At 67.7% G+C, this 26,474-nt stretch carries 21 protein-coding genes; 8 read left to right on the top strand and 13 right to left on the bottom strand.

Translation table 11 applies throughout. The features are described 5' to 3' along the window. Positions 1–738: a phosphatidylserine decarboxylase gene (locus DDE10_RS02910; RefSeq protein WP_114951193.1), complete on the bottom strand. Its 738-nt coding sequence runs from the start codon at positions 736–738 to the stop codon at positions 1–3. A 281-nt stretch (positions 739–1,019) separates the two neighbouring features. Here DDE10_RS02910 and DDE10_RS02905 point away from each other — a divergent pair, with 281 nt between their 5' ends. The 3 genes from DDE10_RS02905 (at position 1,020) to DDE10_RS02895 (ending at position 4,782) form a co-directional block, all read left to right on the top strand. Beyond that, positions 1,020–2,240 (top strand): NADP-dependent isocitrate dehydrogenase, encoded by a 1,221-nt coding sequence (locus DDE10_RS02905; protein ID WP_114951192.1) that lies wholly within the window; start codon positions 1,020–1,022, stop codon positions 2,238–2,240. A gap of 207 nt (positions 2,241–2,447) precedes the next feature. Then, positions 2,448–2,912, top strand: a complete 465-nt coding sequence (locus DDE10_RS02900; protein ID WP_114951191.1) for a nuclear transport factor 2 family protein — start codon at positions 2,448–2,450, stop codon at positions 2,910–2,912. Between the two features lie 67 nt (positions 2,913–2,979). Further along, positions 2,980–4,782 (top strand): cation:proton antiporter domain-containing protein, encoded by a 1,803-nt coding sequence (locus DDE10_RS02895; RefSeq protein WP_114951190.1) that lies wholly within the window; start codon positions 2,980–2,982, stop codon positions 4,780–4,782. Between the two features lie 64 nt (positions 4,783–4,846). Here the strand turns inward: DDE10_RS02895 and DDE10_RS02890 are convergent, their stop codons facing one another. Together DDE10_RS02890 and alaS are read right to left on the bottom strand one after the other, a co-directional pair. Then, the gene (locus DDE10_RS02890; protein ID WP_114951189.1) at positions 4,847–5,311 is read right to left on the bottom strand and encodes a hypothetical protein; all 465 of its coding nucleotides are present in this window, start codon (positions 5,309–5,311) and stop codon (positions 4,847–4,849) included. A gap of 82 nt (positions 5,312–5,393) precedes the next feature. Continuing rightward, entirely contained in the window at positions 5,394–8,054 is a 2,661-nt protein-coding gene (alaS, locus tag DDE10_RS02885; RefSeq protein ID WP_114951188.1) for an alanine--tRNA ligase, read from the bottom strand. A 112-nt stretch (positions 8,055–8,166) separates the two neighbouring features. Here alaS and DDE10_RS02880 point away from each other — a divergent pair, with 112 nt between their 5' ends. Both DDE10_RS02880 and DDE10_RS02875 read left to right on the top strand, forming a co-directional pair. Next, a complete protein-coding gene (locus DDE10_RS02880) occupies positions 8,167–9,195 on the top strand; it encodes a Vgb family protein (protein WP_284734406.1) in 1,029 nt (342 codons plus the stop codon). Then, positions 9,192–9,575, top strand: a complete 384-nt coding sequence (locus DDE10_RS02875) for a c-type cytochrome (protein ID WP_162806233.1) — start codon at positions 9,192–9,194, stop codon at positions 9,573–9,575. Before DDE10_RS02880 ends, DDE10_RS02875 begins: the two co-directional genes overlap by 4 nt. Before the next feature lie 6 nt (positions 9,576–9,581). Here the strand turns inward: DDE10_RS02875 and DDE10_RS02870 are convergent, their stop codons facing one another. Together DDE10_RS02870 and DDE10_RS02865 are read right to left on the bottom strand one after the other, a co-directional pair. Then, on the bottom strand, positions 9,582–10,835 hold the full coding sequence (locus DDE10_RS02870; protein WP_114951186.1) for a family 8 glycosyl hydrolase: 1,254 nt from the start codon (positions 10,833–10,835) through the stop codon (positions 9,582–9,584). Positions 10,836–10,837: 2 nt separating this feature from the next. Further along, a complete protein-coding gene (locus DDE10_RS02865) occupies positions 10,838–11,551 on the bottom strand; it encodes a hypothetical protein (protein ID WP_114951185.1) in 714 nt (237 codons plus the stop codon). A gap of 239 nt (positions 11,552–11,790) precedes the next feature. Between DDE10_RS02865 and DDE10_RS02860 the strand changes: the two genes are divergently transcribed. Beyond that, entirely contained in the window at positions 11,791–13,815 is a 2,025-nt protein-coding gene (locus tag DDE10_RS02860; protein WP_114951184.1) for an elongation factor G, read from the top strand. 29 nt (positions 13,816–13,844) lie between these two features. Here the strand turns inward: DDE10_RS02860 and DDE10_RS02855 are convergent, their stop codons facing one another. Together DDE10_RS02855 and DDE10_RS02850 are read right to left on the bottom strand one after the other, a co-directional pair. Beyond that, positions 13,845–15,185 (bottom strand): dicarboxylate/amino acid:cation symporter, encoded by a 1,341-nt coding sequence (locus tag DDE10_RS02855; protein ID WP_284734405.1) that lies wholly within the window; start codon positions 15,183–15,185, stop codon positions 13,845–13,847. A 107-nt stretch (positions 15,186–15,292) separates the two neighbouring features. Then, on the bottom strand, positions 15,293–16,528 hold the full coding sequence (locus DDE10_RS02850) for a dicarboxylate/amino acid:cation symporter (RefSeq protein WP_114951183.1): 1,236 nt from the start codon (positions 16,526–16,528) through the stop codon (positions 15,293–15,295). Positions 16,529–16,729: 201 nt separating this feature from the next. Between DDE10_RS02850 and DDE10_RS02845 the strand changes: the two genes are divergently transcribed. Beyond that, on the top strand, positions 16,730–17,383 hold the full coding sequence (locus DDE10_RS02845) for a LysE family translocator (protein ID WP_114951182.1): 654 nt from the start codon (positions 16,730–16,732) through the stop codon (positions 17,381–17,383). A gap of 28 nt (positions 17,384–17,411) precedes the next feature. On the opposite strand, the gene DDE10_RS02840 is transcribed toward DDE10_RS02845, so the two are convergent. Next, positions 17,412–18,059, bottom strand: coding sequence for a glutathione S-transferase family protein (locus tag DDE10_RS02840; RefSeq protein WP_114951181.1), 648 nt, complete (start codon positions 18,057–18,059; stop codon positions 17,412–17,414). Between the two features lie 86 nt (positions 18,060–18,145). Between DDE10_RS02840 and DDE10_RS02835 the strand changes: the two genes are divergently transcribed. Further along, on the top strand, positions 18,146–19,369 hold the full coding sequence (locus DDE10_RS02835; protein WP_114951180.1) for a multidrug effflux MFS transporter: 1,224 nt from the start codon (positions 18,146–18,148) through the stop codon (positions 19,367–19,369). 85 nt (positions 19,370–19,454) lie between these two features. On the opposite strand, the gene recA is transcribed toward DDE10_RS02835, so the two are convergent. From recA to DDE10_RS02810, 5 genes are all read right to left on the bottom strand, one after another. Further along, entirely contained in the window at positions 19,455–20,480 is a 1,026-nt protein-coding gene (recA, locus tag DDE10_RS02830) for a recombinase RecA (RefSeq protein ID WP_114951179.1), read from the bottom strand. 251 nt (positions 20,481–20,731) lie between these two features. After that, positions 20,732–21,586, bottom strand: a complete 855-nt coding sequence (locus DDE10_RS02825; protein WP_114951178.1) for an alpha/beta hydrolase — start codon at positions 21,584–21,586, stop codon at positions 20,732–20,734. Between the two features lies 1 nt (position 21,587). Further along, a complete protein-coding gene (locus DDE10_RS02820) occupies positions 21,588–21,944 on the bottom strand; it encodes a response regulator (RefSeq protein WP_114951177.1) in 357 nt (118 codons plus the stop codon). 36 nt (positions 21,945–21,980) lie between these two features. Then, entirely contained in the window at positions 21,981–24,401 is a 2,421-nt protein-coding gene (locus DDE10_RS02815) for a hybrid sensor histidine kinase/response regulator (protein WP_284734404.1), read from the bottom strand. Positions 24,402–24,403: 2 nt separating this feature from the next. Next, a complete protein-coding gene (locus DDE10_RS02810) occupies positions 24,404–26,470 on the bottom strand; it encodes a M13 family metallopeptidase (protein ID WP_114951176.1) in 2,067 nt (688 codons plus the stop codon). Positions 26,471–26,474: the final 4 nt, after the last annotated feature.

Raw genomic sequence — 26,474 nt, 5'->3', positions numbered from 1 at the left:
TCACTGGGCGACGCCTTCGATCAGCTCGGAAACGCCGAGCCTGGCGATGATCGTCTCCCCGGCGACGGTGCGCTGGCCGAGCAGGACCTGCGAGGACGTACCCGACGGGAGATAGACGTCGACGCGGCTGCCGAAGCGGATCAGCCCGACCCGCTGCCCGGCGACCACGCGGTCGCCGGTCTTGATCCACGGCACGATTCGACGGGCCACCAATCCGGCGATCTGGGTGAAGGCCACCTTGTCGCCCTTCTCCCCCTGGACGAGGATGTGCTGGCGCTCATTGTCCTCGCTCGCCTTGTCGAGATCGGCGTTGAGGAACTTGCCGGCGATATAGACGACGCGGGTGATCGTCCCGCTGATCGGCGATCGGTTGATGTGGACGTCGAAGACGCTCATGAAGATCGACACGCGGATCATCGGTTCGTCGGCGAGCCCGTCCTCCCCGATCAGCTCGCGCGGCGGCGGCACCGTGGCGATCATCGTCACCAGCCCGTCCGCCGGTGCGACGATCAGCCCCTCCCCCGTCGGCGTCGTCCGGATCGGATCGCGGAAGAAGGCGGCGGTCCACAACGTCAGGCCGGCGGCGAGCCACCCGACCACGTCCCAGTCGATGATCCACCAGAACAGGACGGCGATGGCCGCGGCGACGACGACGAACTTGCGGCCCTCGGGGTGGACGCTCGGCATCCGATACCGGACGTTGGTAGTAACCAGATCGGGCTTTTCCAGCGATGTCATGGGAGACCTTTAGAACATCGTGCGGAAAAGTGGGAACCATGAATCGGCTATGGCCCGCCCGAGGTCCATAGCGATGTCCGGGGACACCGAGATCCGATCCTTTTCTCCAACAACGATGCGAGAACAGGGGACTAGAGCGAGCTGCGCGACTTCGATCGCGCAGGCGCACTAGGCGGAGGGGCGAAGCCAAACAACTACGCTCGGGGCCCTCGGTTGATCCCGCCGTCCTCACCGCCTACACGCGCCCCACACAACCCAAGGCAGGAAAGCGCATCTCCCACATGGCGAAGATCAAGGTGAAGAACCCGGTCGTCGAGCTCGACGGCGACGAGATGACCCGCATCATCTGGCAGTGGATCCGCGAACGGCTGATCCTGCCCTATCTCGACGTCGATCTCATCTATTTCGATCTCGGCGTCGAGAAGCGCGACGAGACGGACGACCGAATCACCGTCGAATCGGCCGAAGCGATCAAGAAGCATGGCGTCGGCGTGAAGTGCGCCACGATCACGCCGGACGAGGCCCGGGTCGAGGAATTCGGCCTCAAGAAGATGTGGCGCTCGCCCAACGGCACGATCCGCAACATCCTCGGCGGCGTCGTCTTCCGTGAGCCGATCGTCATCGACAACGTGCCGCGGCTCATCCCCGGCTGGACCGATCCGATCGTGGTCGGCCGCCACGCCTTCGGCGACCAGTACAAGGCGACCGACTTCCTCGTGCCGGGCCCCGGCAAGCTGACCATGAAGTGGACCGGCGAGGACGGCCAGGAGATCGAGCACGAAGTGTTCGACTTCCCCGGGTCCGGCGTCGCCATGGGCATGTACAATCTCGACGAGTCGATCCGCGACTTCGCCCATGCCTGCCTCAATTACGGGCTGCTTCGCGGCTGGCCGGTCTACCTGTCGACCAAGAATACCATCCTCAAGGCCTATGACGGCCGCTTCAAGGACCTGTTCGAAGAGATTTACGAGGCGGAGTTCAAGGACCGCTTCAAGGAAGCCGGCATCGAATATCAGCATCGGCTGATCGACGACATGGTGGCGAGCGCGCTCAAGTGGAGCGGCAAGTTCGTCTGGGCCTGCAAGAATTATGACGGCGACGTCCAGTCCGACCAGGTCGCTCAAGGCTTCGGCTCGCTGGGCCTGATGACCTCGATCCTGATGACGCCGGACGGCAAGACGGTCGAGGCCGAGGCCGCTCACGGCACGGTCACCCGCCATTATCGCATGCACCAGCAGGGCAAGGCGACCTCGACAAACCCGATCGCCTCGATCTTCGCCTGGACCGGCGGCCTCAAATATCGCGGCCGCTTCGACGAGACGCCCGATGTGGTGCGCTTCGCCGAGACGCTCGAGCGGGTCTGCATCGAGACGGTCGAGCAGGGCCAGATGACGAAGGATCTCGCCATCCTGATCGGCCCCGACCAAAGCTGGATGACGACCGAGCAGTTCTTCGAGGCGATCCGAGCCAATCTCGAAAAGGCGATGGGCAACTGGGCTTAGCCTCCTCTCTTTCTCCACTCGCGGGAGAGGGACAGCGGCGAAGCCGCAGGGTGAGGGAATGAAGTTGTAGCCGATCGGCGGCGGCCGACGCCGCCCGCCTGCCGCTTCCCTCACCCTTGCCCCTCTCCCGCATGGGAGCGGGGTGCCCCTTGCCCTCCTCCCCGACTCCCTGCACTCTTTGCGCGCAATCGGCGCAGGGAGGGGAAGATGAAGCTGAGACTGGCATATGTGGTCCTGGCGCTCGCGCTGGCGGCCCCGACGGCAACGCCGGCAGCGGGACAGGCGGCCGAGGCGTCGGCCCTCACCAACCGCCAGATCGTCGAAGGATTCATCGATCTCTTCTACCGCCAGGGACGTGTCCGCGAGGCGTTCGGGACCTATGTCCACGAGGACTATATCCAGCACAATCCGCTGGCGCCCGACGGCCGCGCCGCCGCCATCGCCGCGCTCGAGCCCTATTTCGCGAGCCAGCCCGACGCAGTGCGCGAAGTGCATCGGATCATCGTCGACGGCGATCTCGCCGCGGTCCATGTCCGCGCCAGGCAGAATCCGCAGGACCGCGGCTTCGCCATTGTCGACATCCTCCGGCTAGAGAACGGGAAGATCGTCGAGCATTGGGACGTCATCCAGGCCGTCCCGGAGCAGTCGGCGAATCCGCACCCGATGTTCTAGCCATACTGGGTCCGTTCGTCGGGCCCAAAAAGGCTGACAACAGGCCGACTTCCTGCATAAAGGTATCATGTCGACCGAATTCAGCGCTTCCGGCCTCAGCGACGCCCTCGTCGTGCTGGGGGCGGCCGGAATCGTCATCCCGACCTTCGCCCGGGTCCGGATCAGCCCGGTCATCGGCTTCATTCTCGTCGGGATCCTGGTCGGTCCTTCCGGCCTCGGCGCGATGGCGGCGGAGACGCCGTGGCTGCGCTTCCTCACCATCTCCAACCCGGAGGCGATCGAGCCATTTGCCGAGCTCGGCATCATCATGCTGCTCTTCGCGATCGGGCTCGAACTGTCCTTCCGCCGCCTGTGGGGGATGCGCCGTCTCGTCTTCGGGGTCGGCGCCGCCGAACTGGTGTTCGGCGCCGCGCTGATCGGCGTCTCCATCCACCTGCTCGGTACCAGCTGGACCGGATCGATCGCGCTCGGCCTCGCCCTTGCCCTCTCCTCGACTGCCGTCGTGCTGCCGCTGGTCGGCACCTCGAGCCCGGTCGGGCGATCCGCCTTCGCCATGCTGCTGTTCGAGGATCTGGCGATCGTGCCGATCATCTTCGGCCTCGGAGCGCTGGCGCCGCGCCAGCAGGGCGACCCCGTCTCGGGTCTGGTCACCACATTGATCGTCGGCGGCGCCGTGGTCGTCGCCATGCTCGTTCTCGGCCGGATCCTGCTGCCGCGCCTGTTCGCCCAGGCCGCGCGCACCAAGAGCCCCGAAATGTTCCTGTCGATCAGCCTGCTGGTCGTCATTACCGCGAGCCTGGCCACCGCCGCCGCCGGCCTGTCGCCGATCGTCGGCGCACTGATCGCCGGGATCCTCATCGCCGAGACCGAATATCATGGCGAGGTCGAGATCGTGACCGCGCCGTTCCGCGGCCTGGGCCTCGGCGTGTTCCTGATCAGCGTCGGCATGAGCCTCGATCTGCGCTTCATCCTCGGCGCCTGGCCGCAGCTCCTGCTCGCCCTCGTCGGCGTCATGCTCGCCAAGACCGCCGTCACCGCCTTCCTGCTGATGCGGCTCGGCGGTTCACGTCGGGCGGTGGCGGCCGAGGTCAGCCTGCTCATGGCCTCGCCGTCGGAGACGACGCTGATCGTGCTTGCCGCCGCGGCCGCGGCCGGACTGATCGGCCGTGACATTGCCGGCTTCTGGCAGATCGTCACCGCGATGGGCCTCACATTGACGCCGCTCCTCGCCAAGCTCGGCCGTTTCGCCGGGCGCCAGATCGAGGGCGACGGCGGCGGCGGCATTTCGCTCGCGCCTTCACGGGAGGAGCCGCGCGCGGTCATCCTGGGCTTCGGCCGCGTCGGACGCCTCGTCGCCGAGATGCTTTCGGTCCATGGCCGTCCCTACGTCGCCATCGATTCGAACATCGATGCCGTGACCGCGGCCCGGCGCGAGGGCTTTCCGATGATCTTCGGCGACGCCTCGCGCCCCGATTTCCTCGACCGGCTCAATCTCGGTCACGCGAGCGCCCTGATCCTCACCATGGACGATCCCGTCCAGGTGGTCCGGCTGGTCCGCAAGGTGCGCAGCTGGTGCCCGGGGCTCACCATCGTTGCCCGTGCCCGCGACGCAGAGCATGCCGCCGAACTCTACAAGGCGGGCGCCAGCGACGCGGTGCCTGAAACGCTCGAATCCTCGCTGCAGCTGTCCGAGGCGGTGCTCGTCGATCTCGGTATCGCGATGGGCCCGGTCATCGCCTCGATCCACGAGAAGCGGGCGGAGCTGCGTCAGCAGATCATGGAGATGGGGCAGATGGCGGAGGCGCCCCCGCAGCGCGGCCAGCGCCTGCGCGACCGCCTCGGCAAGAACGAACCCGAGGTCGCCGCCTAGAGCGATGAACCCACTCGGCTTGCTTCTCCGCAGGTGGCGGACACGCTAATCCCGAGGAAGCCGTTCACCTCTCACACCATTCCTGAAACCGCCTATGACGCAGCCGTGCCGAAAAACTCGCGGCCGCAAACCACATGGCGAAGCCGAGCCAATAGAAGTGGAAGAAGTGGTAGGTCGGTAGATAGTCGGGCAGGCGGAACAACTGCCAAGCCGATATTGCCAAGCCAAACAGCGCAAGGCCTTCCAGGACGGGCGACATATCGTCGTTCCAGAAGCTTCGTCGGTCAGGATCCAGCGCAACGGGGCCGAATGCGGCGAAGGCGAAGCGCGCGAAGGGGTAGGTCAGCAAGAGCAAGATCGGCCAGAAGACGAGCTCAAGCGGAAGGCCATCTCGGAAACACGCGCCTGCCGTCTCGCCCCCGCAGTGGTGACTAATCTCGGTCCAGCGGGAAAGGTGCCCAATGCCAAAGAGGCCGGACCAGAAGGCAAGTCCGATCGACCCCGCAACGATCCGGCTCCGTCGGCTCAACTCGAGGCGCCCTCAGCGCACCGTCGCGGACGCGGCTGGTCTGACGCGTCAACGATGCGGTCTGCGGCACGCCTTAGGGACATCAGGCTGCCACTGTCTCCATCTCGAGCATCGTCCGGATCGCGGCGAGCGCCTCGACCGCCCTGCCGCCGTCGGGGCCGCCGCCCTGGGCCATGTCCGGACGGCCACCGCCGCCCTGGCCGCCGACCGCCTCGACCGCCTTGCGGACGAGATCGACGGCGTTGCGGGTGCCGGTCAGGTCGTCGGTGACGCCGACGGCGATGCTGGCGCGGCCCTCATTGACAGCGACCATCGCCACGACGCCCGAGCCGACCCGTTTCTTGGCCTCGTCGACCAGGCCGCGAAGGCCCTTGGGATCCATGCCGTCCAGGACCTGACCGATGAAGCCGTGGCCGCCGACCTGTTCGGGCCCTGCCGCCTCGGCCCTGCCGCCGCCGCCGAGCGCCAGCGCCTTCTTGGCCTCGGCGAGCTCGCGCTCGAGCCGGCGCCTTTCCTCGACCAGGGCGGCGACCCGGGCCGGCACCTCCTCGGGCGCGGACTTGAGCGCAGCCGCCGCCTCCTTGAGCTTGTCCTCGCGCGCGGTCAGCCAGCGCCGTGCCGCCTCCCCGGTCAGCGCCTCGATCCGGCGCACGCCCGCCGCGACCGCGCTCTCGCCGACGATCTTGAACAGCTGGATGTCTCCGAGCGCGCCGACATGGGTGCCGCCGCAAAGCTCGACCGAGTAGCTGGCCTCTTCGCCCCGGCCCATCGAGAGGACGCGGACCTCGTCGCCATATTTCTCGCCGAAGAGCGCCATGGCGCCCGCCGCGATCGCCTCGTCCGGGGTCATCAGCCGGGTAGTGACCGGATCGTTCTCGCGGATGTGCCGGTTCACCTCCGCCTCGATCGCCTCGACGTCCTCGCGGGTCAACGCCTTGGGATGGGAGAAGTCGAACCGGAAATAGTCCGGCGCGACGAGGCTGCCTTTCTGGGTGACATGGGTTCCGAGCCGGTGGCGCAGCGCTGCGTGCAGGAGATGGGTCGCGCTGTGGTTGGCGCGGACCTTCGCGCGCCGCTCGGCATCGACCGAGAGATGGACGGCGTCGCCGACGGCGATCTCGCCTGACCGGATGACGGCATGATGAGCGTGGAGGCGGCCGAGCGGCTTGGAGGTGTCCTCGACGTCTGCCGCCAAGCCCTTCTCGCCGGTGATCGTGCCGGTGTCGCCCATCTGGCCGCCGCTTTCGCCGTAAAAGGGCGTCTGGTTGGTGACGATCGCGACCAGCTCACCGGCGCCGGCGCGCTCGACCCGCGCCCCGTCCCTGACGAGCGCGACGACGACACCCTCGCCATCATGGCCGGCATAGCCGGTGAAGTCGGTCGAACCTTCGGCCTCGGCGATGTCGAACCAGACCTCCTCCGAAGCCTTGGCGCCGGAGCCTTTCCATGCAGCTCGCGCTGCCTTCTTCTGCTCGGCCATGGCGGAATCGAAGCCGGTCCGGTCGACGGCAAGATCCTGCGCGCGCAGCGCGTCCTCGGTGAGGTCATAAGGGAAGCCATAGGTGTCGTAGAGCTTGAACGCGACCTCGCCGGCCAGCGTATCGCCCGGCTTCATCGCGGCCGTCGCCTCGTCGAGCAGCTTCAGCCCCTTGTCGAGGGTCTGGCGGAATCGGGTTTCCTCCAGCTTCAGCGTCTCCTCGATCAGCGGCTGCGCGCGGACCAGCTCCGGGAAGGCGGCGCCCATCTCGGCGACGAGGCTCGGCACCAGCCGGTGCATGAGCGGCTCCGCCGCGCCCAGGATGTGGGCGTGGCGCATCGCCCGACGCATGATCCGGCGCAGCACGTAGCCCCGGCCCTCATTCGCCGGCAGGACGCCGTCGGCGATGAGGAAGCCGGAGGCGCGCAGATGATCGGCGATCACGCGGTGACTGGCCTTGCGCTCGCCGTCGGTGGCGGTGCGGGTGAACTCGCCCGAGGCGGCGATCAGCGCCCTGAACGTGTCCGTCTCGTAATTGTCGTGGACGCCCTGCATGACCGCGGCGATCCGCTCCAGTCCCATGCCGGTGTCGATCGACGGCCGCGGCAGATCGCGGACGATCTGGTTGTCCTCCTGCTCGTACTGCATGAAGACGAGGTTCCAGATCTCGGTGAAGCGGTCGCCATCCTCGTCGGGCGAGCCCGGCGGACCGCCGGGGATGTGATCGCCATGATCGTAGAAGATCTCCGAGCAGGGGCCGCACGGACCGTTGTCGCCCATCGCCCAGAAATTGTCCTTGGTCGGAATGCGGATGATCCGGCTCTCGGGGAGGCCGGCAATCTTCCGCCACAGATCGAACGCCTCGTCGTCCGTGTGGTAGACGGTCGCGGTCAGCCGATCGGGCGAGATCCCCCATTCCCGGGTGATCAGGTTCCAGGCGAGCAGGATCGCCCGTTCCTTGAAATAGTCGCCGAAGGAGAAATTCCCCAGCATCTCGAAAAACGTGTGGTGGCGCGCGGTGTAGCCGACATTGTCGAGGTCGTTATGCTTGCCGCCGGCGCGCACGCACTTCTGCGAAGAGACCGCGGTCGAATAAGGCCGCGTCTCCTGACCGGTGAAGACGTTCTTGAACGGGACCATGCCCGCATTGACGAACATCAGGGTCGGGTCGTTCTGCGGGACGAGCGGCGCCGAAGGCACGATGCGATGCCCTTCGCGCCCGAAAAAGTCGAGGAAGCCGCGCCGGATGTCGTTGGTCGAAGTCATGGCGGGGATGTAAGCGACGCTCGCGGGTGCAGCAAGCGCGCATGCGGTGCCTTCCGGTCGCCTTGCCCGGGCGGTACAAGGCCGGAACAGTCAGCATCGGGAGAATCGCGACATGAGGTCCCTGCCCCTCATCGCCCTTATGACCGCCGCCTTGGCCGCTACGCCCGCCTGCGGCCAGGCCGCGCAACCGCCGGCCGCCGAGCCGGCCGCCACCCCGGCCGCGAGTGCGCCGCTGCCCGCCAATGTCCGGGTCTTCGAGGTGCCCGAGGGCAGCCGTCCGCACGACGTCGCGCCGGCGCCGGACGGGAAGATCTGGTATACCGGCCAGCGGCGCGGCACGCTCGGGATCCTCGATCCCGCCACCGGCCAGATCCGCGAGGTGCCGCTTGGCGAGGGATCGGCGCCGCATGGCGTCGTCCAGGGCCCGGACGGCGCCGCCTGGATCACCGACGGCGGCCTCAACGCCATGGTCCGCTATGATCCGGGCACCGATGAGGTCCGCGTCTTCCCGCTCCCGGCCGAGTTCCCGGACAGCAACCTCAACACGCCCGCCTTCGACGGACGCGGCCGGGTCTGGTTCACCGGCCAGAACGGCATTTACGGCCGGCTGGATCCGGCCAGCGGCGAGATGCGGGTGTGGCGCGATCCGGAGGGACGCGGGCCCTACGGCATCGCCGCGACGCCGGCCGGCGAGATCTATTACGTGTCCCTGGCCGGCAGCCATCTCGCCAAGGTCGATCTCGAGACCGGCGCGCCGACGATCATCGAGCCGCCGACGCCGCAGCAGGGCGCGCGCCGCGTGTGGTCGGATAGCCGGGGCAATCTGTGGATCTCGGAATGGAATGGCGGTCAGCTCACCCGCTACAGCCCTGCCACCGGCGAATGGAGGAGCTGGCGCCCGGAGGGCGAACGGCCCCGCGTCTATGCCGTCTATGTCGACGAGCGCGATCTCGTCTGGATCAGCGATTTCGGCGCCAATGCCGTCCTCTCCTTCGATCCAGCGACCGAGCGCTGGACGCGCTACCCCGGCAGCGGCGAAAATTCCAACGTCCGCCAGATCCTCGGTGCGCCGGGTAGGATCTACCTGCCCGAATCCGGGCTCGACCGGATCATGGTGGTGACGACGGCCGCCGCCTCGTGAGGCTCGCCGCCGCGCTGACCGGCGCCGCCTTGCTGGCGGGCGCAGCCTGCGGCGCCTCGCCTTCGACCGGCGCGCCGGACGGCGCGACCCTCTACCGCCGCCATTGCTACGCCTGCCACGCGCTCGAGCCGGGCCGCGACACGCCGGCTGGCCCGACCCTCCACGACATTTTCGGGCGCGCCGTGGCGGGCCGGGCCGCTTTCAACTACTCGCCCGCCTTGCGCCGGCTGGCCGCCCGGCAGCCGCACTGGACCGCATCGGCGCTCGACCGATTCCTCGCTGATCCGCAGGCGGTGGCGCCCGGCAACGAAATGGGGCTGGCTGGAATCGCCGACGAACGCGAGCGGCAGGCGCTGATCGACTGGCTTCGGGAGCGCTGAGGCGCGCTACCAGGCCCGGAACCGGCCCGAGGCGTGGAGCAAGGCGATGAACTCGATCATGCCGTTATAGTAGCGCCAGCGGCCGCGCGGCGGCTCCAGCGCCCATTGCGCCTCGACGAAGCGTCGAGCGCGGGAATGGCTGGCGGCGAGCGAGGCCGCGCCGTTGGCGGCGATCAAGGCTGACGATCGCTCGGCGCTGAGCGGCGTGCCGTCGATCCGGAACTGGTTGGCGTAACGGTCCATGCCCTGCGCCTCGAAGAAGGCCTGCAACCGATCGGTGCGCTCGATTGCGGCAGGATCGAGTCCCCACCAGGCATGATCGACCGACCAGTTCATCGCGCTTCGGAAGGCGTCGAAGCGGAAATCCTCATGCCCGTCGCGGACGTGCGGCCGGCCGTCGAACTCCGAATAATCGGGAGTGAGACCGGTTTCGGGGTGGGCGGCGCGTTCGAGCAGGAGCCGGCTGCGCCGCGCCGCCTCGTGCCAGAAGGCGCGATCCTCGTCGCGCCGCCCCTGCCATCCCGCCGCCCAGCGCGCCCACAGTTCGTAGAAGGCCGGCAAATGATAGGAAGGGTCGGTGAAGCGGGCGAAGCGGCCGTTCGGCACGAACACAACCTGGTGCGTCTCGCGGTCGAACATGTTGGTGACGCCGTCGACGACGCCGCCGTTCATCTCTTCCTTGTGAAGCATCGTATCGAGGATGGCGTTGGCCTGCGCCTCATAATCGTAGAGGCCGGCGCGGCTCCCCCAGCGATGCGCGGCAAAGAACAAGGCGGTTGCGAAATATTCCTCGCCGTCCGAGGCGGGCACGGCGTCGCGGGGACAGCCGCTGCGCGTGCATTGCCAGCGGAAATAGCCCTGGCGGGGCCCCGAGGCATAGCGCATGTGGCTGTAGGCCCAGTTCCACAGCGCGTCGAAGACGTCGCGCCGGTCCATCTGCACGGCGATCATCATGCCGTAGGACATGCCCTCGCTGCGGACATCGTCATTGCCGACGTCGAGGATATAACCGGTCGCACCGCTCGCGTTCGGGTCGCCGGGAAAGTAGACGCGGCTTTCCCCGTCCCCCTCGAACAGGGAGGACCAGTAGTGCCCCAGCTTCGCGTCTATCTCCGCCTCGCCGACTCCGAGATGCTCGGCGAACAGGTTGCGATAGCGGATGTCCGCGACCGTCCTGTACTCGGCCGAGGTGGGAGCCGGGGGCGTGGCGCAGGCGGAGAAGAAAGCCATGGCGACGAGGAGCATGACGCGGGCGCGCATGCTCAGTGCGCTGCTGTCGGCTTCAGCGTGACCCAGACCGCCTCGGCCGCGGCGATCAGCCTTCCGCCTTCATCGTGCAGGGCGGTACCGGCGCGATGCCGGCGGCCTTCGCTGCCGATCGGCCAGCCGGTGACGATGATCGGACGGCCGACCGGCGGCCGCGCCTCGATCCGAGCCGCCAGACGGCCAAGCAGAGCCAGCCCGGCCTGCGCCTGCACCGCGAAATAGCCGGGGCAATCTAGTGCCGCCCAGAGGAACTCGGAGCGGACCCTCCCCTCCTCGTCGGCCAGGTTCGAGGCCGGCGTCCACAAGGCGGCGACCGGAGGGGATCCAGGGTCGATCCTGCCGGGGAAGATGCGCAGCCCGTCGCCGGTGGCACGATCAGGCCCGCAGACGAAGCAGGCGGGAAAGATATGGTCGCAAAGGCCGGTAAAGCGCCTTTCCGCCATCCGCGCGGCATCGGCGGCCGGCGGCGGCGGCACGCCCACCATGACTTCCGCCTTGCGAGCGGTGGCTATCTCCACCTCGCCGTCGCGCAGGACGACCTCGTCGCCGCTCGTCTCCAGCGTCAGCGCCCGGCCCAGCGGCGGCGGCTTCCACAGGCTGACGACGCAGTCGCTGCCGCCCAGCGCTTTCGCCACCAGCCCCGCCGAATAGCCGCCATTGCCGCTGTCCGGCGGTCCGTGAAAGCGGCGATCGATGCGGATGTCGCGCATGATGGCAGCCTAAGCGGCGGCGAAGGCAAGGCCAAGAGGCGCCCGTGCCCTTCGGCGGAGTCGCTCGAGACGGGAATCGTCGCCGGCCCCTCCCCTTCGCCTGTTCCCGCCGCTTTTCAGCGAAACGTCGCGCCTTGCCCCTTGCACTTCCCGGCAAAGGGGTGAAGGCTGAGCCCTTCCCAAGGACGCGGCGCCGCGTCTTCTTCGCGGATCCGCCGCAGCGGACGAAGGAGACGATCATGCCCGGAAGAGCTGCAGGCACCAGAAATATCGCCCTCGTCGGGCCTGGCGGGGCGGGTAAGACCAGCCTCGCCGAGGCCCTTCTTTTCGCCGCCGGCGCGATCAGCCGCCAGGGATCGGTTGCGGACGGAAGCAGCGTCGGCGACGCCTCCCCGGAAGCCAGGGCCCGCGGCGGCTCGACCGAGCTCAACCTGATGCACTTCGATTATCTCGACGACCGCTATGCGCTGATCGATGCGCCGGGATCGGTGGGCTTCGCCGCCGATGGCGCGCTCGGCGTCGCGGCGTCCGACCTCGCCATCGTCGTCGTCGACCCGGATCCCGATCGCGCCCTGCTTGCCGAGCCCACGCTCCGCCAGCTGGAGTCGCTCGACATTCCCCACATCATCTTCGTCAACAAGATCGACCAGGCGCGTGGCTCGATCCAGACCCTGCTCGAGTCGCTCCAGCCGATGAGCGCGCGTCCGCTCGTTGCCCGATGGATCCCGATCCGCCAGGGCGAGAAGATCGCCGGCTTCGTCGATATCGCTCTCGAGCGGGCTTATTATTACCGCCCCGGGCAACCGTCCGAGCAGAAGGAGATTCCGGAGGATCTCGCCGATCGCGAAGCGCTGGAGCGGGCGCACATGCTCGAGCAGCTCGCCGATCACGACGACGTCCTGCTCGAGCAATTGCTCATGGACGAGGTGCCGGATCGGCAGACCGTCTTCGCCGATCTCAGCAAGGAGACCGGTCAGGGCCAGATCGTGCCGGTGCTGTTCGGCTCGGCGCTCAACGATTTCGGCGTCCGCCGCCTGCTGAAGACGCTGCGCCACGATGCCCCCGATCCGAAGGTGGCGGCGGAACGGCTGGGCACCGCCGCGGGCTGCGCCTTCGTCTTCAAGGTGTCCAACAGCGGCACGATGGGCCGGCTCACCTATGCCCGCGTCTTCGGCGGCGGTCTCAAGGAGGGAGCCGAGCTCCAAGGGCCCGACGGCCACTCCGTTCGGGTCGGCACGCTGTTCGCCGTCCAGGGCGACAAGACGGTCAAGCTGGGCGAGGCGCGCGAGGGCGACATCGTCGCCATCGCCAAGCTCGAAGGCGTCGGCGCCGGCGAGTGGCTGTCGTCGGGATCGGCGCCGTCCGTTCCCGAAGTCGCGCAGCCGACCCGCAATTACAGCCTCGCCATCGCCACCCGCGACCGCAAGGACGACGTCCGGCTGTCGACCGCGCTCCACAAGCTCACCGAGGAGGATCGGGCACTGCAGTGGGAGCAGGACGAGGCGCTTCACGAGACCCGCCTCAAGGGCATCAATGACGAGCATCTCAAGGTGACGCTCGAGCGGCTCAAGCGCCGCTACGGCGTCGCCGTCGACTCGCGCCCGCCCTCGGTCGGCTACAAGGAATCGATCCGCAAGACGGTCACTCAGCGCGGCCGCCACAAGAAGCAGTCGGGCGGCCACGGCCAGTTCGGCGACGCCGTCATCGAGGTGAAGCCGCTGCCGCGCGGCCAGGGCTTCCGGTTCGACGAGCGGATCAGCGGAGGCGTCGTGCCCAAGCAGTGGATCCCGGCGGTCGAGGCCGGCGTCCGCGACGCACTCGCCAAGGGACCGCTCGGCTTTCCCGTCGTCGACGTCGCCGTGACCCTGGTCGACGGCTCCTATCACAGCGTCGACAGCTCCGAGATCGCCTTCCGCACCGCCGGCCGGATCGGCATGTCCGAGGCGCTCGCCGCCGCGGCACCGCACCTGCTCGAGCCTGTGATGAAGGTGACGGTGGTCGCCCCGAACGGCGCGACGTCGCGGGTCACCTCGGCGATCGCCAGTCGGCGCGGGCAGATGCTCGGCATGGGCCCGCGCGAGGGCTGGTCGCGATGGGACCAGGTCGAGGCGCTGATCCCGGAGGCGGAAATGCAGGGCTTCGATGCCGAGCTCAGGTCGCTGAGCCAGGGCCTCGCCACCTATACGGCCGAGTTCGATCATCTCGCTGAGCTGAACGGAACCCTCGCCGAGAAGGTCGTCCAGCGCGAGCTGGAGCCGGCCTGAGCGTCACCCGTCGCGGCGCGTTCCGGGCTTCAGGACGGATGCGCCTCTGCGACCGCCGCTTCGTCGTCCATAGCTGACGCGGCGGGGCCTTCCTCCGCGGGTTCGCCGGCGGAAATGACCTGCGCCGCGACGAGATCGCCGATGACGTTGAGCGTCGTCCGGCACATGTCGAGGAAACGGTCGACGCCGAGGACGAGGGCGATCGCGGCGGGATCGATCCCGACCATCGCCAGGATGAGGGCGACGACGGGCAGTGAGCCCGCCGGCACGCCTGCCGTCCCGATGCCGCCGAGAATGCAGACCAGCATGACCAGCAACTGATCGCCGAGACTGAGCGGAACCCCGAAGAACTGCGCCAGGAAGATGACGGTGACGCCCTCGAACATCGCCGTACCGTTCTGATTGGCGGTGGCGCCCACGGTCAGGACGAAGCGGGCAACCCTCGGCGGCAGCCCCAGCTGCTCGTCCGCGACCCGCAGCGCCGTTGGCAGAGTGGCGTTCGACGAGGCGGTGGAGAAGGCCATCAAGCTCGCTTCCTGCGTTTGCCGGAAGAAGGTGATCGGGTTCTTTCGGCCCAGGGTCACGAGCAGCGCTGGGAAGACCAGGAACATCTGGATGCCCAGCGCCAGGAGCACGACTCCCACGTAAGCGGAGAGGCGCACGAGCAGCTCCCAACCGAAACTCGATGCCAGGTTGAACATGAAGCAGGCCACCGCATAAGGGGCGAGCTTGATGACGATGAGGATCAGCCGCATCGTCACGTCGAATAGGCCTTCGAACCCCAACTTCAGGGTGCGCGCGGCAGGCGTATCGGTCAGCAGGAGGCCGATGCCGAAGAAGAGCGCGAAGAACATGACCGACAAAATGGCGCTGTTGTTGCTCATCGCGGCGACGAGGTTGTTCGGGACGATACCGACGAGCGCTTCCACGCCGCTCGGCTGCTCCTGACCGGACTGCACGATCTCGTTTGCGCGCCCAGCCGACTGCGTCAGCAGCGATTCGGCAACCTCGCGCTCGACGCCTGCCCCCGGTTGGAGGAGGTTCACCACCGCAAGGCTCACGGCGACGGCGAGCGACGAGACCACAAGCGTATAAGCGAGCGTCCGTAGACCGACGCGCCTCAGTGACCGGACCTCGCCCATCTCCGAAATTCCGACGACGAGAGCGGAGAAGAGCAGCGGCACGACCAGCATGAAGAGCAGGTTCAGGAAAATGTCGCCGATCGGCGTCGTGACGTATTCGCGCGCGAAGCCCACCCATCGGGCGTCCGGCTGGGTCGAATAGACGATCAGACCAGCCACAAGGCCGACGACGAAGCCGACAAGCATCTTCAGATGAAGTGGCAGCCTGCGCGGCTCCGGCTTGTCCATCACGTCCTTCCTTCCCGACATCCCACGATAGGCCGGCCGGATCGGCCAAAGTTCAAATGCCGATCAGGTCGGTATCGATCCCGAGGGGCATGGCCAGAGGCGCCGCCCTAGACGTCGTCGGCCGATTCGAGCTCTTCGACGTTGAGGTCGCCGGTCATCCTCGCGACGGCGACCGCGACGGCGGCGTCCCCGGTGATGTTGGTGGTCGTCCGCATCATATCCATGATGCGGTCCACGCCGGCGATGAAGGCGATCGTCTCCAAGGGCACCCCGACGGTCGAGAATACCAGCCCCATCATGATCAGGCCGGCCCCCGGAATTCCGGCCGCGCCGATCGCGCCGAGCGTCGCGGTGATCATGATCATCAGATAGTCGCCGGCATCGAGCGTGACTCCGAAGATCTGGGCACCGAACAAGGTGGCGAGCCCCAGGTACATGGCCGTGCCGTTCATGTTGATGGTCGCGCCGAGCGAGATGACGAAGCTCGACACGCTGCGGCTGACCCCGAGGTTGCGCTGTGCGCAGCGAAGGGTGACCGGCAGCGTCGCATTGGACGAGGCGGTCGAATAGGCGACCGCCATCGCATCGATCATCCCGCGGAAGAAGTCGATCACACGCACCTTGGCGATGAAATGGATGATCGCCGAGTAGATGCCGAAGATGATCAGTAGACAGCCGAGATAGTTGAGCCCGACCAGCTTGGCGAGCGGGAGCAGTGCCTCGATTCCGAACGTGCCTGCCACCCAGGCCATGAGAGCGAAGACGCCGAACGGCGTGAGCTCCATCACCAGGATGGTCATCTTCTGCATGACGATGGCTGCCCCGTCCATGCCGCGGGCGACGAGGCTGCCTTCCTCGCCGGCCATGAGTATTCCAATGCCGAACAGCAGCGCGAAGACGATCAGCGGGAGCACATCGCCCCGAGCCATCGTGTCGACCGGATTTGCGGGTATCATCGCAAGAATCATGTCGGTGACGGACGTCGCAGCCGGCTCCGGCACGACCGTCCCCGCAGGCAGGGTCAGGGCCAGGCCGGTCCCGGGTGCAATGATCGTGCCCAGCGCCAGGCCGAGCGCGACCGAGGCGAAGCCGGTGATGACGAACAGCAGGAGCGCACGGCCGCCGACCTTGCCGAGCTTCCTGATGTCGCCGATCGCCGCGATGCCGGCGACCAGCGAGAAGAAGATCAGCGGCACCACCAGCATCCTGATCGCCCGGATGAAGAAATCGCCGATCCACTTGATGCTCTCGGCTCCCGGCCCCCAGATCCATCCCGTGACTATTCCGAGGACGAGGGCGGCGATCACGCGCTGCCAAAGCGGAATTGCAAACCAGGCCCTCATCCAATCTCCCCTTGTCCCGCCCCCGGCATTCCGGCGCGCAGGGGCAATCACTAGTGCAAGGCGCCCGGCGCGCAAGGGCGAGACGTCGGCCGGACACCGCGTACCCAGTGGCCCGGCTTCAGGGTCGGCACTGCCAGGGAGCCCGTGAGCAAGCCGAATTTCGAGGCTGATCGAGAAGCGGGCGGCTGCTAGACGGCGCCCATGCTCGAGCTAGCCGGAATCGCCCTCCTGCCGGACTGGCCGCTCTTCCTCGGCTTCGCGTTCGCGGGGCTGGCGCTGAACATCGTCCCGGGCGCGGACATGACCTTCGTCGCTGCCAGCGCCGCCCGCGGCGGGCGGCGGAACGGGATCGTCGCCGCCCTCGGCATCGGTGCCGGCGCGCTCGTCCACGTCGTCGCGGCGGTGCTCGGCCTTTCCGCCATCCTCGTTTCCTCGCAAGCTGCGTTCAACCTGATCAAATGGATCGGGGCCGCCTATCTGCTGTGGCTCGCCGTCTCGATGCTCCGGTCGCGTAGCGGCGTGTCCGCTGAAGGGACGGCGCCGCGCAGCTCCGGCCTTCGCCAGTTCCGGGCGGCGATGCTGGTCAACATCCTCAATCCCAAGGTGGCGCTCTTCTTCCTCGCCTTCCTGCCCCAGTTCGTCGATCCGGGTGCGGCCATCCCGGCGCTGCAGATCCTCTGCCTCGGCTTGTGGTTCGATCTGGTCGGAACGCTGGTCAACATCGGCGTCGCGCTCGCAGCCGCGAGCGCGGCGAGCAGGCTGAGCGCTCTCCAATGGGTCGGCCGCACCGCCCGCTGGGTGGCGGCGACGGCGATGGCGGGGCTGGCGGTGCAATTGGCGCTGAGCCGGCACTAACGATCCGCCCCGCATCGGGTGGCCCGACTCACCGATAGACGTAGGGGCCGCCCTTCTGAAGCGCCGCCGCATAAGCGGGGCGGGCATGGATGCGTTCGAGCCAGTCGATGAGATTGGGGCGCTCGGCGCCGAGCCCGGCGCGGTCGCGCGAGACTTCGAGCGGGAAACTCATCATGATGTCGGCGGCGCTGAACTCGTCGCCGGCGAACCAGGCGCGGTCGGCCAGCTCCCGCTCGAGCCAGTCGAGATGGCGCGCATACATGGCCAACAAAGGTGCCCGCGCCGGCCTGCCGAGAAGCCCGAGGCGACTGACCACGAGGAGGGCGAACAAGGGCGGCATCAGCGAGCCCTCGGCATAATGGAGGAAATGCCGGTAGCGCAGCACGGCCTCGCGATTGGCCGGTGGGCCCAAATGCCCTTCCGCCTTCTCGACCAGATATTCGACGATCGCGCCGGTCTCGGCGACCACCCGCCGCCCCTCCGACGCGGGCCCGGCGCCGGTATCCTCTATGACCGGCGCCTTGCCCAGCGGGTGCACCCTCGCCAACTCGGGGGGCGCCAGCATCGTCCGGCGGTCGCGCTGATAGCGCTGCACCTCGTAGGGGAGCCCCAGCTCCTCGAGCAGCCACAGGATCCGCTGGGAGCGGGAATTCTCGAGATGGTGAACGATGATCATGCCGGCGCTTTCATAAGTCGCCCGGGCCCAATAGGGAACTGCCGGGCCGCCCCGGCATATGCTCCCCGGCCTTGATGGATCCTGCAATGAGTCGCACTTCCCCCGCCCCATCCGACGCCCTGCGCCCCGGCTTCGCCGAGTTCGTCGTGCTGATGGCCGGGCTGATGTCGCTGAACGCGCTGGCGATCGACGCCATGGTGCCGGCGCTGCCGGCGATCGGCGAGTCGCTGGCGGTCGCGGCCGAGAATGACCGCCAGCTGGTCGTCGCCGCCTACATGTTCGGGTTCGGCACGACCCAGCTCATCTACGGCCCGCTGTCCGACCGCTTCGGCCGCAAGCCGGTGCTGGTCTTCAGCCTCGTCCTCTATATCGGCTTCTCGCTCGCCTGCGCGGCGGCGGCCAGCTTCACGCTGCTGATCGCGGCACGGCTCGCCCAGGGTGCCTCGGCGGCGGCGACCCGGGTGCTGGTCGTCTCGATCATCCGCGACCGCTACGAGGGGGCAAGCATGGCGCGGCTGCTCAGCCTCGTCCACCTCGTCTTCCTGATCATGCCGGTCCTCGCCCCGACCTTCGGCCAGCTGACCCTGCTGGTCGCGTCCTGGCGATGGATCTTCCTCGGCCTGGCCATCTTCGGCAGCCTGATGCTGGCCTGGGCGACGGCGCGGCTGCCCGAGACGCTGCGCGCCGAGCATCGCCGCTCGCTGTCGGCCGGAGACATAGCGAGGGCGGCGCACGAGACGCTCACCAATCGCCAGTCGCTCGGCTACACCCTTGCCTTCACGCTGATGATGGGGGCGCTGGTCGGCTATATCGTCTCGATCCAGCAGATCGTCTTCGACGTCTACGAGCGGCCCGAATTGATCGCCCTTGCCTTCGCCGGCATCGCCGTGCCGATGGCGGCCAGCTCCTATGCCAATAGCCGGCTGGTCGAGCGGATCGGCACCAGGCGGATCGCCCATCTCAGCCTGGTCCTGTTCACCGCCTTCGCGGCGCTCCACCTGGGCGTCGCCAGCTTCGGCGAGTCGTTCGCCGGCTTCATCCTCCTTCAGGGCCTGACGATGGCGGCCTTCGCGATCGGTTCGGCCAATTTCGGAGCGCTGGCGATGCAGCCGCTCGGCCATATCGCCGGCACCGCCTCGTCGGTGCAGGGCACGATCGGGACGATCGGCGGCGCGGCGATCGGGACCGCGCTGGGCCAGGCCTTCGACGGCACGCCCATGCCGCTTCTCGCCGGCTTCGCCGGCTTCGGCGCGGGTGCGCTGGTCGTCATCCTGCTGACCGAGCGCGGGCGGCTGTTCGGGATCGACTGAGCCGAGCCGAGACACGCCGAAAAAGGAAAGGACCGGCGCCGCCGATGAGCGGGCCGGCCCTTCCGTCAGTTCGGGAAAGAGAGGCTCAGACGTCGTCCTCTTCGGTCGGGCCGGCCATGAGCGCCTCGCCGACCTCTTCGGTCTTGCCGCGGATCGCCTTCTCGACCCGGAGTGCGATCTCCGGATTCTCCTTGAGGAAAGTTTTCGCATTCTCGCGGCCCTGGCCGATGCGGATCGAATCGTAGCTGAACCAGGCCCCCGATTTCTCGATCAGGCCCGCCTTGACGCCGAGATCGAGGATCTCGCCGAGCTTGGAGACGCCTTCGCCATACATGATGTCGAACTCGACCTGCTTGAACGGCGGCGCCAGCTTGTTCTTGACCACCTTCACCCGGGTCGCGTTGCCGACGATGTCGTCGCGATCCTTGATCTGGCCGGTGCGGCGGATGTCGAGGCGGACCGAGGCGTAGAATTTGAGGGCGTTGCCGCCGGTGGTCGTCTCCGGATTGCCGTACATGACGCCGATCTTCATTCGCAGCTGGTTGATGAAGATGACCAGGCACTTGGACTTGGAGATCGATCCGGTCAGCTTGCGAAGCGACTGGCTCATCAGCCGCGCCTGCAGGCCGACATGGGAATCGCCCATCTCGCCCTCGATCTCCGCCCGCGGCACCAAGGCGGCGACCGAATCGACGACGAGGATGTCGACCGCGTTCGAGCGGACCAGCGTATCGGTGATCTCGAGCGCCTGCTCGCCGGTATCGGGCTGCGAGACGATCAGATTGTCGATGTCCACGCCCAGCTTTCGGGCGTAGATCGGATCGAGCGCGTGCTCGGCATCGACGAAGGCCGCGACGCCGCCATTTTTCTGCGCTTCGGCGACGGCATGGAGCGCGAGCGTCGTCTTGCCCGAGCTTTCGGGACCATAGATCTCGACCACTCGGCCGCGCGGCAGGCCGCCTATTCCGAGCGCGATGTCGAGCCCCAGCGATCCGGTGGAAATGGTCTCGATCTCGATCGCCTCGCGCGAGCCGAGGCGCATCGCGCTCCCTTTGCCGAAGGCGCGGTCGATCTGCGCGAGCGCCGCGTCCAGAGCTTTCTGCTTATCCATATCGAGAACATTCCTGTCGGAAACGACTTTAAGTGACGCCACCATGGCTTGCTCCCCGTATTGCGTCCGCGCGATGGGTTCAACGCGTGATCACCTTGTACACAGTCTGTTCCACAGGAACAAGAGGGGAACTTATGGTGAGCCCATGCCGCTCCGGAGGCAGTGCCCGCCGCGCACTTCAAGGCTAGCAGCAAGCCGAATAAAATAATCGATTCCATCGCCGGCCCGCAGCCACGACTTCATGCACGCAATCAGGTTAAAGAGTTATCGCGTTGAATCCGCATATGCGTCAGCGCCTCCTTCATCGCTGACTCGAAATCCGGATGGACGAGGATGTCGTTGTGCCGAGCGCCCGGCAAAGTCGCGTCGAAGACGAGGCGGCCGACCGCATCGCGCAAGGCGTCGGTCCGTTCCGGCCGGACCAGCCGGTCGTCGCCGGCGGCGATGATGGCGACGGGTACCGACGAGCCGCGCAGCAGCTCGGCCGAGTTGATGTCGTGCCGGAAGAGGAGCGACACCGGCAGCCAGGGATAGAGCTGGCCGCCGGTGGCGGCGAGGGAATCGAACGGCGTCACCAGGATCGCGCCTGCGAGCGGGCGACGCGCGGCCAAGGCGGCGGCGACGCCGCTGCCGAGACTGACTCCGACCGCCACGATCCGGCCGGGACGGTAGCGGCGGACGAGCAGGTCATGGACGAGCGGCGCATCCTCGGTCAGTGCCTGCGCGGCCGCGATGCCCCCGCTCGGCGCATAGCCGCGATAGAAGAAGGCGGCGACGTCGTGATCCGGCTGAAGCTGGTGAACGATCTCGGCGACCCCTTGCGCGTTCGATCCGTTGCCGGCGAAGACCAGCAGCAACGTGTCGCTGCTCCGGCCGGCCCGCGCCGGGATGTGCAGGCCTTCCAGCCGCACGCCGTCGGCGGTGTCGAGGCCGAGCCTTTCGGCGCCGGGCGGCAGCGGGCCGGCGGGGGCCACCATGTAGGATGGAAACAGAAGGCGTTCCTGCTGGTGCCACATCGAGGCGACGACCGCGGCATAGGCGGCCACGACCAAGCTCAGCAGGATGAGGACCGAGAAGATCAGCGGCCGTCTCCTGCCGCGCGCCATCTCAGCCAGCCAGCGCCCGCTCCAGCGCCGGCTCGATCGCGTCGATCGTGTAGGGTTTGGACAGGACCGGCGCGCCGGAATGCTGCGCCGGCGGCGGCTCGACATGACCGCCGGTAGCAAGGACAAAGGGCTTGCCCGCCTCGACCAGCCGGTCGGCCACCGGCCAGACCTGCTTGCCGTCCTTCAACTGCACGTCGATGATGGCGACGTCGAAGCCGCCCTGCTCCACCCGCGCAATGGCCTCTTCGAGGCTCTCGCAGGTACCGACCACCTCGTGGCCCAGCGAATCGAGGAAATCCTCGAGCATCATCGCGATGAGCGGCTCGTCCTCGACGATCAGGATCGACTTCCCCGGCATGCCTCCGCCTTAGCGTCTGTTCCGCAAGAGAAAAGACTATTTTGCCGCTGCGCCTTCGGCAGCCAGCACGTCGCGCACCGTCTCGGCCAGCTTCTGGACCGAGAAGGGCTTGGCGAGGAAGGAGACGTTTGGAATGTCGATCGATTTCCTGAGCTGCTCCTCCGCATATCCGGAGATGAACAGGATGGGCAGCTCGGGATGGAGCTTGCGCGCGGCGCGGACGGTGGTCGGCCCGTCCATGGTCGGCATCACCACGTCGGAAATCATCAGGTCGACCTTGCCCTCGCGCTCCAATATCTCGAGCGCGGCCTCGCCATTCTCGGCGACGAGCACGGTATAGCCGTGGCGGACCAAGGCGCGCTCGGCGACGGTACGGACCATCGCCTCGTCCTCGACGAGCAGGACGGTGCCGCTGCCCCACAACTCGCCCGGCTTTTCCCTTGCCTTGGCGGCGGTCGGCGCCTCGCCCGGCTGGGCCCGGTGGACCGGCAGGTAGATGGTGAAGCTGGTGCCCTTGTTGGGCTGCGACTCGGCGAAGATGAAGCCGCCGGACTGCTTGACGATGCCGTAGACGGTGGAGAGGCCGAGTCCGGTCCCCTTCCCCACCTCCTTGGTGGTGAAGAAGGGCTCGAAGATCTTGCCGATGATGTGCGGCGGGATACCCGTGCCGGTGTCGCTGACCTTGAGGGCGGTGTAGTCGGCGATCGGCAGGATGTCGGTGCCCATCCGGCGGACGTCCTCGGCAGTGACGCTGTAGGTCTGCAACGTCAGCGTGCCGCCGCCCTCCGAGTCCTTGGCAACCATCGCATCGCGGGCATTGACGGCAAGGTTGACGATCACCTGCTCGAGCTGGCCGGGATCGGCCCGGACAGGGCCGAGGCCACGGCCATGCTTCACCTGCAGCGTGATCCGCTCGCCGAGCAGGCGGGTGAGAAGATGCGACACTTCGGCGACGACGTCGGGCAACTGGAGCACCTGCGGCCGTAGGGTCTGCTGGCGCGAGAAGGCGAGCAGCTGCCGGGTCAGGTTGGCAGCCCGGTTCGAGTTCGAGCGGATCTGCTGGATGTCGTCATAGTCGCTGTCGCCGGGCGTGTGGCGCATCAGCATGAGATCGCAGGTGCCGAGGATCGCGGTGAGGATGTTGTTGAAATCATGGGCGACGCCGCCGGCAAGCTGGCCGACCGCCTGCATCTTGGTGGCCTGGGCGATCTCGCGCTTGAGTCGCGCCTCCTCGCTATTGTCCTTGAGCGAGAGGAGAACGGCGGCGCTGCCGAGCCCGCGCGCGCCGGCGACGGTCATCGCCACCGGCTCCTCCGCATTGGAGCGCAGGCGAACGGCGAGGTCGCCGGAGAGCGGGCGTCCGCGGCCGAACCGCCGCACGGCATCCGAGACCGCCGCCTTGTCCTCGTCAACGACCAGGTCGCCCGGCCACGCCGGCCGCTCGTTGGCGGACAGGCCCGCCGCCTTGCGGAAGGCCTGATTGAGGAAAGTGAAGCGCCCGTCGGTATCGGCGAGCGCGAGACCGAGCGGAAGGCTGTCGAGCAAGGCGTGGATGTGGCCGTTCTCGTCCTCGCTCAGCCGCGCCCCCGGAATGTCGTCGAGCAGCAGGAAGAAGGAGAGGGAGTCCGGCGAGTCGGCGGTCGGCACCTGGATGATGCGCAAGGGCGGACCGCCCTTGCCCTCGGCCGCGAGATGGAACTGACCGCCCTCGGAGGCGGTGAGATAGTCGACCAGGTCTTTGCCCTGGACCGCTGCTCCTTCCTCGCCGCTGGCGCGGGCGGCGAAGGCACCGTTGGCGGCGTGGATATGACCGTCGCCGTCGGCGAGCACCAGCATCAGACCGGCATCACCGATCCGGCGACCCGCCTCTCCGGCCAGCAGCCGCTTCGCCTCGCTCGCCAAGGCCGGGCCTTCGACGCCGGTGAAGCGCCACAACAGATCCTCGCCGGCAGCGCGGACCTCGCCGCGAATGGCTCGACCGCCTGCATCGAATCGCGCGATCGCCGCGGCGCCGTCCCGGCGGGCGGCGCGCAACGCCTCGTGAAGGCGGGCGCGGGTCGCATCGACCTCGCAGACTTCGAGCGGCGAGGCGCCGCCGCCGAACCATTGTCCCCAGGCGGCATTGGCGCAGACGAGGCTGCCGTCGAGGGTCGTCATCGCCATCGCCGCGTCGCTGCCGGCCATGTCCAGTGCCGCCCGCAGGGCGACCCGGTCGATCCGTTCGATCGCCTCGGCTTCCGTAGCCGGACCCGCCGCTTCCGGCCGGCGAGCGAAATGGAGAAGGCCGGCGGTGCCCAGCAGCCCCGCTCCGAAGGCGCCGGCGAAGACGGGATCGCCGAGCGCCCACAGGAGCAAGGCGGCCGAGGCCAATGCCGCTGCGATCAGGACGAGGCCAGCGCCCGCGCGCCGGCGCGGCGCGGCGGTCGGAGGATGGATCAGGCCTGCCGCGCTTGCCACGTCTACCAGATGCTGACCCGCTGCCCGGGCGCCAGATAGAGCGTGTCGTCCGGATTGATCCGGAAGGCCGCATACCAGGGGTCGAGATTGCGGACGACCGCAGCCCGCTGCTCGGAAGGCGAATGCGGGTCGGTCAGCAGCCGCTGCAGCAAATTCTCCTCCCGATACTTGCGGCGCCACACCTGCGCCCAGCCCAGATAGAAACGCTGATCGCCGGTGAAGCCGTCGATCTCCCTCGCCTCGCGCCCGCCCAGCGCCATCCGATAGGCGTCGTAGGCGACGGTGAGCCCGGCGAGATCGGCGATATTCTCGCCCAGCGTCAGCCGGCCCTGGATGCGATGGCCGGGCAGCGGCTCATAGGCGTCATACTGGGTGACAACCTGGCCGGTCAGCGCGTTGAAGCGCTCGCGATCCTGAGGGGTCCACCATTCGCGCAGAGCGCCGGTCTGGTCGTAGCGGCTGCCCTGATCGTCGAAATGATGGCTGATCTCGTGACCGATGACGGCGCCGATCCCCCCATAATTAATCGCCGGATCGGCGTTGGGATCGAAGAAGGGCGGCTGCAGAATTGCCGCCGGGAAGACGATCTCGTTCCAGGTCGGATTGGCATAAGCGTTGACCGTCATCGGGGTCATGAACCACTCGCTGCGATCGACCGGGCGGCCGAGCTTGGCGAGGTTGCGCCGATATTCGAACTCGGTCGCGTTGAGGACGTTCTGGAGGAGGTTTTCGCGGCTGACCTGGACGCTGGAATAATCGCGCCAGCTCTCGGGATAGCCGATCTTGGGCGTGAAGGCGGCGAGCTTGGCTCGTGCCCGCTCGCGCGTCTCCGGGGCCATCCAGCTGAGGCCGGCGAGCCGGCGGTCCATCGCCGCGATGACATTGCGCACCAGCTCGTCGGCCGCCGCCTTGGCTTCGGGCGGGAAATGACGCTCGACATAGATGCGGCTGACGTCGTCCGACACCATCGACGTCACCAGGGTGACGCCGCGCTTCCACCGGTCCTCGATCTGCGGCGTGCCGTTGAGCACGGTGCCGTGGAAGGCGAAATGCGTGTTGACGAACTCGTCCGAAAGATAGGGTGCCGCATCGTCGACCAGCCGCAGCAGCAGATAGTCGTTGAGCACCCCCTGCGGCGTCTGCGCGATCAGGCGGGCGCTGCCGGCGAAGGCGCTCGGCTGCGACACCAGCAGGTTGGGCTGGTCACCGACGCCGATCGCGTCGAGGAATCGCGGCCAGTCGAAGCCGGGCGCGTTGGCGTTGAATTCGGTGCGAGCCCATTTGTTGTAGGTGCGCTCATCGTCGCGACTCTCGACGCGCGTCCAGTGGACCTCGGCGAGGCCGCGTTCGAAGCGCAGGACCGCAGCGGCCCGGGCGGCGGCGTCGCCCTCGCCGGCCAGCGTCAGCAGCTGGGCGAGATAGGCCTGATAGGCGTTGCGCTTCTCGGTGAAGGTCGCATCGTCGCGCAGATAATAATCGCGATCCGGCAGGCCGAGGCCGGACTGGCTCAGCCGCTGGATCATCTCGGTCGGAATGCGGTCGTCACTCGAGATGTAGCCGCCGAAGGGCCCGGTGACGCCACGGCGGAACAGGTTGCCGAGCTGGGTCGCCCACTGGCTGCGGTCGCGCACCGCCTTGATCTCGGCGATCAACGGCTGGATCGGAGCGATGCCGGCGCGCTGGATCGCTGCTTCGTCCATGAAGCTCGCATAGAAGTCGCCGATTCGTGACCCGGGCGTGCGCGCCGCTTCCTCGAGGATCGCGCGGGTCCGCGTCTTCGACAGATCGTCGAGCAGGGTGAACATGCCGTAATTGCTACGGTCGGCCGGTATCTCGGTCGCGCGCTCCCAATCACCGTTGGCGAAGGCGTAGAAATTGTCTCCGGGATCGACGCTGCGGTCCATGCCGGCGAGATCGAAGCCGAAACTGCCGATCTGCGGGGCGCCCGTGCCCGCGGGGGCGGCCGGTCCGGCGGCGGCCGCGGAGACGGTTTCGGGCTGGTCGGAGGGCGTGGTGTTGCAGCCGGCGAGGGCCGTGGAGGCGGCGAGGACGATCAGGATGTGGCGCATGAAT

Source organism: Sphingosinicella terrae (assembly GCF_003347635.1).
GTDB classification, from domain to species: domain Bacteria; phylum Pseudomonadota; class Alphaproteobacteria; order Sphingomonadales; family Sphingomonadaceae; genus Allosphingosinicella; species Allosphingosinicella terrae.
Note: the sequence above shows the minus strand (reverse complement) of the source record. Positions and strands in the feature narration are given on the sequence as shown.

Coding starts and splice junctions, on each gene's coding strand:
- DDE10_RS02910 (WP_114951193.1), bottom strand. CDS start 738: ATGACATCGCTGGAAAAGCCCGATCTGGTTACTACCAACGTCCGGTAT.
- DDE10_RS02905 (WP_114951192.1), top strand. CDS start 1,020: ATGGCGAAGATCAAGGTGAAGAACCCGGTCGTCGAGCTCGACGGCGAC.
- DDE10_RS02900 (WP_114951191.1), top strand. CDS start 2,448: ATGAAGCTGAGACTGGCATATGTGGTCCTGGCGCTCGCGCTGGCGGCC.
- DDE10_RS02895 (WP_114951190.1), top strand. CDS start 2,980: ATGTCGACCGAATTCAGCGCTTCCGGCCTCAGCGACGCCCTCGTCGTG.
- alaS (WP_114951188.1), bottom strand. CDS start 8,054: ATGACTTCGACCAACGACATCCGGCGCGGCTTCCTCGACTTTTTCGGG.
- DDE10_RS02880 (WP_284734406.1), top strand. CDS start 8,167: ATGAGGTCCCTGCCCCTCATCGCCCTTATGACCGCCGCCTTGGCCGCT.
- DDE10_RS02870 (WP_114951186.1), bottom strand. CDS start 10,835: ATGCGCGCCCGCGTCATGCTCCTCGTCGCCATGGCTTTCTTCTCCGCC.
- DDE10_RS02865 (WP_114951185.1), bottom strand. CDS start 11,551: ATGCGCGACATCCGCATCGATCGCCGCTTTCACGGACCGCCGGACAGC.
- DDE10_RS02860 (WP_114951184.1), top strand. CDS start 11,791: ATGCCCGGAAGAGCTGCAGGCACCAGAAATATCGCCCTCGTCGGGCCT.
- DDE10_RS02855 (WP_284734405.1), bottom strand. CDS start 15,185: ATGGACAAGCCGGAGCCGCGCAGGCTGCCACTTCATCTGAAGATGCTT.
- DDE10_RS02850 (WP_114951183.1), bottom strand. CDS start 16,528: ATGAGGGCCTGGTTTGCAATTCCGCTTTGGCAGCGCGTGATCGCCGCC.
- DDE10_RS02845 (WP_114951182.1), top strand. CDS start 16,730: ATGCTCGAGCTAGCCGGAATCGCCCTCCTGCCGGACTGGCCGCTCTTC.
- DDE10_RS02840 (WP_114951181.1), bottom strand. CDS start 18,059: ATGATCATCGTTCACCATCTCGAGAATTCCCGCTCCCAGCGGATCCTG.
- DDE10_RS02835 (WP_114951180.1), top strand. CDS start 18,146: ATGAGTCGCACTTCCCCCGCCCCATCCGACGCCCTGCGCCCCGGCTTC.
- recA (WP_114951179.1), bottom strand. CDS start 20,480: ATGGATAAGCAGAAAGCTCTGGACGCGGCGCTCGCGCAGATCGACCGC.
- DDE10_RS02825 (WP_114951178.1), bottom strand. CDS start 21,586: ATGGCGCGCGGCAGGAGACGGCCGCTGATCTTCTCGGTCCTCATCCTG.
- DDE10_RS02820 (WP_114951177.1), bottom strand. CDS start 21,944: ATGCCGGGGAAGTCGATCCTGATCGTCGAGGACGAGCCGCTCATCGCG.
- DDE10_RS02810 (WP_114951176.1), bottom strand. CDS start 26,470: ATGCGCCACATCCTGATCGTCCTCGCCGCCTCCACGGCCCTCGCCGGC.